1 pseudogene is annotated in these 382 nt (G+C 37.7%); it reads left to right on the top strand.

What is annotated here, in order from left to right:
• Positions 1–66: 66 nt before the first annotated feature.
• Positions 67–382 (top strand): annotated as a pseudogene (locus CES81_RS13085) (restriction endonuclease subunit S); the annotation flags it as partial.

Below are 382 nucleotides of genomic sequence, written 5' to 3'. Positions count from 1 at the left end.
ATACCAAACAGTTTTGAATATGTAGATTTAGATTCAGTTAAAGGAACACATTTAAGGAAGTATCGATTGGAGACTAAAGCAGGTGCCCCTTCTAGGGCTCAAAGGCTTGCCAAAAAGGGAGATATTTTTTATCAAATGGTACGTCCTTATCAAAAGAACAATTATCTATTCCAAGATAAAACGGGTGATAATTTCGTTTTTTCAACAGGGTATGCGCAGTTAAGACCCAGTATTAGCAGTACTTTCTTGTTGAGTGTGTTACAGCAACAAAGTTTTGTAAATCATGTAATGGCAATTAGTACTGGTACTAGTTATCCAGCGGTAAATGCCAGTGACTTGGCTAGATTGCATATTCTGGTTCCAACCAGTGTGGGAGAAATGG

Source organism: Secundilactobacillus pentosiphilus (assembly GCF_002217985.1).
Lineage (GTDB): Bacteria > Bacillota > Bacilli > Lactobacillales > Lactobacillaceae > Secundilactobacillus > Secundilactobacillus pentosiphilus.
Note: the sequence above shows the minus strand (reverse complement) of the source record. Positions and strands in the feature narration are given on the sequence as shown.